This window comes from Longimonas sp. (genome assembly GCF_046498435.1).
Classification (GTDB): Bacteria; Bacteroidota; Rhodothermia; order Rhodothermales; family Salinibacteraceae; genus Longimonas.
This window is the reverse complement of record NZ_JAWOAR010000320.1, coordinates 1-9240: the sequence shown is the minus strand read 5'-3', so window position 1 is coordinate 9240 and position 9240 is coordinate 1. Positions and strand designations below refer to the sequence as shown.

8 protein-coding genes are annotated in these 9240 nt (G+C 59.5%); 6 read left to right on the top strand and 2 right to left on the bottom strand.

The window, feature by feature from the left end:
* Positions 1 to 482 precede the first annotated feature (482 nt).
* Entirely contained in the window at positions 483 to 1502 is a 1020-nt protein-coding gene (locus R6U20_RS12325) for an IS110 family transposase (protein WP_410338152.1), read from the top strand.
* Between the two features lie 572 nt (positions 1503 to 2074).
* Here R6U20_RS12325 and R6U20_RS12320 read toward each other — a convergent pair.
* Both R6U20_RS12320 and moaC read right to left on the bottom strand, forming a co-directional pair.
* Positions 2075 to 2650 (bottom strand): hypothetical protein, encoded by a 576-nt coding sequence (locus R6U20_RS12320; RefSeq protein WP_410338151.1) that lies wholly within the window; start codon positions 2648 to 2650, stop codon positions 2075 to 2077.
* Between the two features lie 47 nt (positions 2651 to 2697).
* Positions 2698 to 3186 carry a cyclic pyranopterin monophosphate synthase MoaC gene (moaC, locus tag R6U20_RS12315; RefSeq protein ID WP_410338150.1) on the bottom strand — a complete coding sequence of 163 codons (489 nt, stop codon included), beginning with the start codon at positions 3184 to 3186 and terminating at the stop codon, positions 2698 to 2700.
* Positions 3187 to 3537: 351 nt separating this feature from the next.
* Between moaC and R6U20_RS12310 the strand changes: the two genes are divergently transcribed.
* From R6U20_RS12310 to R6U20_RS12290, 5 genes are all read left to right on the top strand, one after another.
* On the top strand, positions 3538 to 5664 hold the full coding sequence (locus tag R6U20_RS12310; RefSeq protein ID WP_410338149.1) for a BatA domain-containing protein: 2127 nt from the start codon (positions 3538 to 3540) through the stop codon (positions 5662 to 5664).
* Positions 5665 to 5830: 166 nt separating this feature from the next.
* On the top strand, positions 5831 to 6337 hold the full coding sequence (locus R6U20_RS12305; RefSeq protein WP_410338148.1) for a hypothetical protein: 507 nt from the start codon (positions 5831 to 5833) through the stop codon (positions 6335 to 6337).
* 120 nt (positions 6338 to 6457) lie between these two features.
* Positions 6458 to 7810, top strand: coding sequence for a GTPase HflX (gene hflX, locus R6U20_RS12300; protein WP_410338147.1), 1353 nt, complete (start codon positions 6458 to 6460; stop codon positions 7808 to 7810).
* A gap of 193 nt (positions 7811 to 8003) precedes the next feature.
* On the top strand, positions 8004 to 8666 hold the full coding sequence (locus R6U20_RS12295) for an HPP family protein (protein WP_410338146.1): 663 nt from the start codon (positions 8004 to 8006) through the stop codon (positions 8664 to 8666).
* 128 nt (positions 8667 to 8794) lie between these two features.
* The coding region (locus R6U20_RS12290; RefSeq protein WP_410338145.1) for a hypothetical protein at positions 8795 to 9240 on the top strand (446 nt) is incomplete at its 3' end.

Here is a 9240-nt window from a genome sequence, read left to right as displayed (position 1 = left end):
ACGTCATCATAGCCTTTCCTTGGGGAATATATCTAATCCGGCGGTATTTCCGGGCTCCTTCTGTGCTGAAAGCATGGGGGATAACCAAACAAGGTTTTCGGCAAAGCCTCCTGGCCTCCTCGACGCTCAGCGGGGCTATAGGCGATTGGACGGCCCTGCCAACCTTGGGGGAGATCTTTATTCACTGCGTTCATCAGTCGCTTCGCTCGTGTCAGGACTCCGCTTCGCTCCGCTCTGTTAGACCTGCACAAAAGAACTTTGAGGGGTATATTGCCCCTTACCGGAGTGAGGATGGGAAGAAGCCTATGCTCCGCTCGAAGCCCTGAGCTTAGACCTTGACCAAGGCCCCCGTCCTCTTGCAGAGCAAAGCTACATAGGCATCCAAGCGTTCCAACCAGCTTGTTAACAGAGCCAGCTCATTCTGCAGTTACTTCGGCTATCTGTTCAGGTTACTCTTTCATACTTTTGCTCACGCTTTTGCTATGACGTACTTTGTCGGCATCGATCCGGCGTCGGAGTCGCTTATGGCGTCGGTCTTCACAACGCCTGATCACCCGCTTATCGGCCCTCGAAAGTTTACCAACGACCCTGAGGGAATCGCGGCCTTGCGCGACTGGCTCAGCGAGGAGAACGTCCCCGAGGACCAGGTCCTCGTCTGCGTCGAGAACACGGGCGTCTACAGCGAGACGCTCTGCTATGAACTGCACCGCCTGGGCCTTGACCTGGTGCTTTTGGACCCGCACGCCGTCTGGAAAGCGTTCGACGAGGAGCCGAAAACCGACGCGCTCGACAGCCAGCGAATTGCTGGGTACGGCTACCGCTACCAGGATCGTCTTGAGCTATGGACCCCGAACGAAGTCGTCGTCGAGCGGGTGCAGACGCTTTTGACCACCCGTGAACAGCTCGTCGAGCAAAAAACGGCGGCTCAAAACGCCCGGCAATCGCTCCGGCACAAGCCCGTGCAGACGCCTGCGGCCAACGAGACCCTTGAGGAGACCATCGCGCATCTGGCTGATCAGATCGAGGCGCTCGAACAGGCAATCCGCGATCTGATTGACGAGCACCCGAGGATGGCCCAGATGGTCGCCATCGTCACCAGTGCTCCGGGAGCGAGGCTGCTTCTGGGCGCTCACATGCTGGTCTTGACCAACGGGTTTACCGAAGAGCCTCAGTATCGCAAACTGGCGGCCTACCTGGGCATCTGCCCCAACGCCCACCAGAGCGGAAAACGCAAGAAGACACCTACCTCGCGGGGCTACGGGCCCTCAATGATCCGCAAGCTCTTGCATCTGGCTGCGCGATCGGTTCGAACCCATACCGACCGGTTCCGGGCGTACTTCCATCGCAAGCGGGCCGAAGGGAAGCCGAAGCTACTCGTGTTCAACAACATCGCCAACAAGCTCCTGCGCATTCTCTGTGGAATGATCAAGAACAAACAGCCCTACATCGAAGACTACCAGTCGATCCATCCCAAACGGCTTCAGGCCGGAACCAGGTCATAGGCAGTCAAGATGACAGCATGTAAACGAGGCATGTTGTAACCCACACATTGACCGTTGACACAGCACTATCCTCCTCTCTCCTCCAATCGTCGGCGGGGCTCCGCCCCGTTCTTGTGGACGGCTGGATATATTCTCGTTCACCCGTTCATCCTTCGATACCTCCATCCCTCCAGCAAAGCATGCGAAGTTGGCATAACGCATCATTGGCATAACGCATCATTGGCATAACGCATCAAACGAGTCGAGACGCACCCACCTCTCAAAACGATCCTCATCGCCCTCAAGCCCATACTTTGTAACGATCCACTGTTCTACGTTATGATATACACGGCAAGGGGTCATGAATGTGCATTTCCGGATATGCTGCACTTTGCAGGCATGCGCGCCTCATTCGCACAAGCTTTTCGCCTTCAGTTCATTTCTAAGCGCCTGGCCCCTGGTGGGGGGGACAGGCGCTTTTTTTGTTTGTCTCTTGGGCGGGTACTCAGACAAACAATGCGCCCAGCCCATAGACAAGAACCACCCAAACACCCTAGTCTCATGGTCCAATCAAACAGGCACAAAGGCTTGCATTACCCCGGCACCTCGCCTTGTCGGGCATACGCCAGCACGAGCTTGGCGTGCGCCACAATGGGAGCCTGAATCGGAAGTTGCTGCAGGCGCTCTTGTGGCGTGGTAGGTAGGCCCGGCGGACTCACGCGGCCCATCCACAGCTCCAGCTTGTCGCCCAGCGCGCGCGGACCGGGAAATTGCCCTTCAGGGAAATGCGTTTCGTAGAAGCGTTGCTTTTTCGCCAGACGCTCGCGTACCGCCTCGCCCGTAGCCGCCAGTTCCGGGTCTTCCTGCTCGACCATCGTACGACCAATCAGATAATCGCGGTACTGAAAAGGCAGTTGCAGGAGCACAGCCTCCAGCGCCTCAGCCAGTTCGGGCTGTTCGCGCAGTCCCACAGCCATCGCGCGTGCCGTTACGGTAGCAAGTAGGCACAGCGTTTCCTCGGCCACCAGATCGGGCTCGGTGCCCTCGATAGAGCTAATTTCGCTCAGCACCGTGTGCGTGGTGTCTTGCGTGCACGAAAGCGCCCCCAGCGCCGCAAAGGTGCTAAGTTGAGCCACACGGGCCCCCGAATCCACAAACGAATCAGGCATAGACAGCAGCAGATAGAAAAGTGCAGATGGCAGGCCGAAGCAAGAAGCTACTCATTAGATTTCCAGTTGCCGCTCTGCCCCCCGGTCTTCGCAAGCAAATGCACATCGTTTACGCGAATCTCTTTCGTCACCGACTTACACATGTCGTACACGGTAAGCGCAGCAATCGATACCGCCGTTAACGCCTCCATCTCTACGCCGGTAAGCCCGTTCGACTTTGTGAACGCCCGAATGTCAATAGCATGCCGCTCCGCATTCAGGGTAAACTCCACCTCGACCCCATCAATCTGCACATCGTGGCACAGCGGAAGCAGTTTACTTGTCTGCTTCGCCCCCATAATGCCCGCAATCTGGGCCACGCTCAGCACATCGCCCTTACGAATCGTGCCATTCTGCACGTGTTCGAAAGCTTCTAGCCCAATGACGACCGTACCTTTAGCCACAGCCGTGCGAACAGAATCAGGTTGATCCGAAACATCGGTCATACGAATACTACCTTGTAGGTCAGCGCGTGTAAGGGGGGGCGAGTCGGTCATGGGAGCAAGATACCGGGAGGAAAACGAGGCGACAGCCAAAAGCGACACCGACCGTGTCGAAAAGACTGCATTGTAGAATGTACAGCACACAGTACGGAAAAGCGATCGCTCATGTTTTGTAGGGATGCAACGGCTTCGAATAATTTCCGCATGTCTCACGCAGCTATCCAGGGGGGATGTACACCGTCTGTTTACACCGTGCAGGGCCCAGGCGCGCTGTACCTCCATCATCCAGATGCAGTTCGAAAGGTGGTTGCCAAAGAGGCCTCGCCCGGTTGTAGAGGAACTGCATCTTCCAGGGGACGGTTCACGCGCACCACACTGTCTGCCCGGTAGTTTGCCTCTGCGTCCGTGACGTTCCTAAACCCCCTGCTCCTTCTGGCGCTAACGGCCGTGAGCGTGCCGCTGATGCTGCACCTGCTCAACGTACGCCAGCCTACGCAGGTCGATTTTAGTTCACTGGCCTTCGTGAAGACGATCGAGAAGGCCGCTGTACAGAAGATTAAGATCAAACGGTGGCTGCTTCTGGCGCTGCGCATGCTGGCCATTGCACTCATCGTGATGGCCTTTGCGCGGCCCCATTGGGGCCAGGATACTGGCACGCTCTTTGGCCCCGACGCTCGCTCGGCGCTTGGCGTGGTCGTCGACAACAGTCCTTCCATGCAGCAAGACGGACCCAGCGGCCCCTACCTCGACCAGGCCATCCAACGTGCCCAGGGTGTACTCCAAACCGTATCCACGGGCGACCAAGCCGGTGTGTGGCCTACCGTGTCCACCCCCGAGTCAACTCCCGGACTTGTTCGGACCCGCGAGGCCGCACGCGCTGACCTGGAGGCTATTGCGCCCCGTGGCGGCACGCCCTCACTGGCCGACCGCGCCCTCAACGCCGCCCAAGCCGTATCCGCCTCCGAGCGCTCACGCAAGGTCGTGTACCTCACCTCCGACTTTCAGCGCACGCGCCTCGGCGACTCGCTCCGCACGGCCTGGCCTACCGATGTAACGCTGGCCCTGCTTCCCGTGGATACGCAGTCGCGTCCCAATGCCGGAATTACCGAACTGCGCGTGGCCAGCCCCATCGTAGAGGCCGGGCAACCTGTTCAAGTCGAGATGACTGTGGGCCACACAGCAGAATCTACGCAAGAAGAAGTGGCAGCCTCGCTCTACTTCGACGACGAGCGCGTCGCCCAAACGACCGTTGCCCTCAACGACGACAGCCCAGCCACCGCCTCCTTTTCAGCCACGCCCCCCGACCGTGGCTGGGTACGCGTACGCGCCGAACTGGAAGGCGACGCCTTCGCCCCCGACGACACCCGCTACGCAACGTTCTTCGTCCCCGACACCCGCGAGGTCCTGATTGTACGCGGCGCAGGGCAGTCCACGCGGTTTGTGGAGCTTGCGCTGTCAGAGGCTGTGGCAGGCGATGCCGTAGACTTCAACACGACGGTGGTTGAGCGAGCGGCCCTTGCACAGACCGATCTAAGTGCATATGATGCCGTGCTTCTCGTAGGCCCCAAACGAATTGCCTCAGGCGAACGCACACGGCTACGTCAGTATGTGGAAGGCGGCGGCGGTGCGCTGCTCTTCCCCCACCCCGATGCCGATGCCGATAGCTACACAGCGCTGTTTGATTCGTGGGGGGGCGGACAGGTACGTGGGATAAGCGGCGCTCTGGGCGGCGACACCTCTGTGGCTACCCTGGAACGAGCCGCCTTCGACCATCCGCTCTTCGACAGCATGTTCGACGCCCGCGACTCAACGCGCGAGCCCTCGCTGGAGCGTCCTGCGATCTGGGCGGCACTCGATTGGCAGCCCCGGGGCGGCGGCCAATCGCTTATCGAACTATCCACCGGCAGCCCGTTTCTGTATGAGTGGCCGCTTGGACAGGGGCGCGCACTGGCCGCTGCCGTAGCACCTACCCTCGACTGGAGCGAACTGCCCACCCGGGGGCTGTTCGTGCCGCTGCTGTATCGCTCCATCTTCTACGCAGCCGCTGGCGACTCGGCCGAGGGCCCTTCAGTGCGCACGGGCACCCCCGAAACTCACACAGTGCAGGGCCTTTCGCCCGATGCCGAACTCACCCTGGAAGGCCCCAACGGCACCGCGTTCGAGATAGAGGCGGCCCCGAGTCCGGGCGGAGCGCGCCTCACACTTCCGGCTCTGTCTGCTCCCGGCATATATACACTGCGGGATGCGGAAGCCTCCGCACAGCACATTGCTGTGAATCATGCCCCAGCCCTGACCGATCTTTCACCGGCCAACGCAGGGGAAGCCGTATCTCATTACGAAGAACTGGGCATTCCATCCGTGCAGACCCTATCGGTTGAGGCACGTCCTGAAGCCGTGGCCGAAGCGCTGGAACAGCAGCAAGCAGGCGGTGCACTCTGGAACGTCTTTTTGATGCTGGCGTTGGCGTGCTTAGTTGCTGAGATGATCGTTGCTCGCCTCTGGACGCCTGAAGCAGCGGCCTCTTCAGCCTAAAAGCCCAATCCTTCTGCGTTCGTCATACGGCGGTTGTGAGGGGCTTCCTGCCCATCTGGGCATTCCTGAGGCGTCGGTTCTCTTTCTTGCGTCTGCTACCTTCCCCGTGCTTGCCACCGCACATCACATAGGCATTTTAGCCGTTGCGCTGCTTATGGCAGCCGCTATGATCGCTGCCGTCCTACACCGCCTGCGCATCCGGCGCCCCCTTCTCATCGTGCGCACCGGCCCATTACAAGGCATCCCACTAAGTCCACTCCTTTTTCTGAGCCTTGTGGCTATTGGACTCACCGCTGCCTGGATCACAGACCATCCCGTGCATCCCATCGTTGCGCTCGGCTATCCTGCCATTGGGAGTTGCTGGTTTGCGGCTTTGTGGAACATACACCTTACCATTATCACCGAATACGGCATCGTGCCCGACGTGCATCGCATGGACACCGCTGTGCCATGGGGGCGCGTCGTAGACTACAGCATATCGCCCACCGACGACGGGGGCGCGCACTTCATGTTTTTGCATCGCACGGATGGGCCCTCAGCTCCCGCCCGCCTTGATGTGCATGTGCCCGTCTCACAATACGCCACAATGGAAGCAATCGTACGCCAGAAGCTCGACGCGCGGTTTATGCTTGCAGTGCAAAGTGCGTATCGCCCTCATCCATCCGAACAGTGAACGCAGAAGAGCGGTCTGCTCTGATGGTGCAACACCCACCTGGAGCATTCGTTAAACCCGCACAAAACGCGGGCGCTTCGCCCGTTCCGCTATGCTTTAGACAAATCCCCTGTTGCCTCTTTGATTGCAACGTCTCCGGATACAACCGAAACCGCCATCATTGTGGGCGTCATCACGCCCGACACGTCGCGCTGGGCGGTGCGCGACAACCTCAACGAACTGGAACAGCTCGCGCACACCGCTGGAGCTGTCGTTACCGACCGAGTAACCCAGTCACGCACCCGCATCGACCCTGCCACGTTTATTGGCTCGGGGAAAGTCAAGGAAATCAAGCGCCTGGTATCCCAAAAAGATGCAGACCTTGTAATCTTTGACGATGATCTGGCCCCGGTGCAAGTGCGCAACATTGAGCGCCAGATGGATGCAAAGCTCCTTGACCGCTCCGGACTGATCCTCGACATCTTTGCCGGGCGGGCCCAGACCTCTGCCGCCAAGACGCAGGTGGAACTGGCCCAACTCGACTACTTGCGCACACGCCTCACCCGCCGCTGGACGCACCTGTCGCGCCAGAAGGGAGGGATTGGCACCAAGGGGCCCGGCGAAACGCAGATTGAGACCGATCGCCGCCTCATTGACAAGCGGATCGCCACGCTGCGCGAGAAGCTCGAAAAGATCGACCGCCAGCGCACGACCCAGCGTAAAGCGCGCCGCTCGTACACACAAGTGTCGCTTGTAGGCTACACCAACGCGGGCAAATCCACGCTCATGAACGCGATGGCTGACGAGTCGGTGCTGGCCGAGGACCAACTCTTTGCTACGCTCGACGCCACCACGCGCAACATCACACTCGATGGCACCGAAGAGGTGCTCCTCTCCGACACGGTCGGTTTCATCCGAAAGCTGCCGCACCGCCTCATCGAAAGCTTCAAAAGCACCCTCGATGAGGTGCGCACCAGCGACCTGCTGCTGCACGTTATTGATGTTACGCATCCGCGCTTCGAAGATCACATGCGTGTAGTCGACGAAACCCTCGACGAACTCGATGCCCAGGACATCCCGCGCCTGCTGGTGTTCAACAAGGTGGACGCTCTCGATGACACTCACCTGCTGCGCGCACTCCGCCGCGATTATCCTGATGCGGTGTTTGTTTCTGCGTTACGCGGCATCGGGGTAACCTCACTGAAAGACGAACTGCTTAGCCTCATCCGCGCCGATTACGTAGAGCGCACCGCCGTGCTGCCGGTAACAGAGCCAGCACTTATTGCACGCATTCATCGGGAGGCCGAGGTGCTCCATGAGGAATACACCTATACCGATGCACAGAAAGACGCGAAGCCGCAGGCGATCGCACGCATTCAGTACCGTGCCTCCGAAAAGCACGGCCAGCGCATTGCCGAACTGATTGAAGCACTCGACTTCGGCCATGTGAGCGACCTCCCGAGCAACACCCCTGCCGATATGTCGGCCTCGTAGATTGACAACAGCGACGCCCACTGAGCGGTACCTTCTTACATGGTAGTGCCCACGCCAAACCGCACTGCCAGACCGCACCGTATGTGCCGAGCCTGCAATATGATGTACGCAATGGCACAACGGCATAGGCTTTGCGGTATATTCTAATCCACTGTGTTCTCACAGACCCGCCGGCTTCGTCCGAGCGAGCGTTATGAAAGTCCGCGACGCGATCCATACCGACACGCCCGCTCTGCACACCACCGATACGGTGGGAGAAGCATTGGGGGCCCTCATGGAGCACCACGTGCGTCATCTCCCCGTCATTGATGCCGATGACCAGCTTGTTGGCATCATGTCAGAGGAGGCGCTCATGACAGCCGATACGCACCAGGCCACCATTACGGATCTGGTGGCGCGTCAGCCCATTGGGGTACAGCCCACTGATCATGTGTTCGATGCCGCCCGCACCATGGTGCGCCATGGGTTGAGTACAGTACCTGTAACGGATGGCACAGGCCAGTACATCGGCCTGATTCGCCGGCACGACATCTTCGACACCTTTGCCCAAATGCTTTCAACGCAGGCAACAGGAGCTATCTTAGCGCTTGAGGTAGATCCGCGCGACTATGCCCTGGCCAAGCTGGTGCACCTCATCGAGCAAAACGATGCAAAGGTGTTGGCTGTCGCTTCCGAAACCCCTTCGCAGACAAATGCCACCAAACTTCGTGTAACGCTCAAGCTAAATGTGGTCGATACGACGCGTTTACGCCATGTATTGGAACACAACGGCTATGATGTAGTGGCGTCTTTTGGTGACGAAGACGACGAGTTACTCGACCGCATCGAAGCATTTATGCACTACCTGGAAGTGTAGCCCCGCTCTCTTTCCGCTCTATCATCACGGCACGAGCGCCAAGGTAAAGACGTCTGCCCAGCGTCTTTACGCAGTTTGGCCCTCGTGCCGTGTCCATATTTGTACTGTGCTACAAACCGGTTCTGCCTGTGCCCGTGTCTGATGCTACGCCGTCACCCGCCGCTGTCCTCGAATCGCTCACACTGCTGGCCACTCTCTCCACCGCTTCCGATGTGCGCCAGGCCGTGGCCGAGCGCCGCGCGGGGCACGACCCAAGCGCGCAAGAGTCTACCGCACGTGCCCAGGAGCGCATTCGGGAGGCATGCACCCCGCTCACAAACACCGCGCTGTATCTGCTCCGCAGCGCCGTGCCCGCAGCATCCGACGAGGTCCCGATGGCTGCCGTCGTGCGCCACTTCGACGAGCGGATGCTGGTGTATCGTATGGGGCAATGGGCCCACGACATCCACCAGGCGCTCTTGAGCCTCTACCCGCGTGTCTCCGAGGCACTGGTCGAAGAGGCGCGCGCCGTGTCGAATCTGGCCGAAGCCTTGACCGAAGCCCCCGCCGATGTGTTTGTCGACGAGCTGCATAC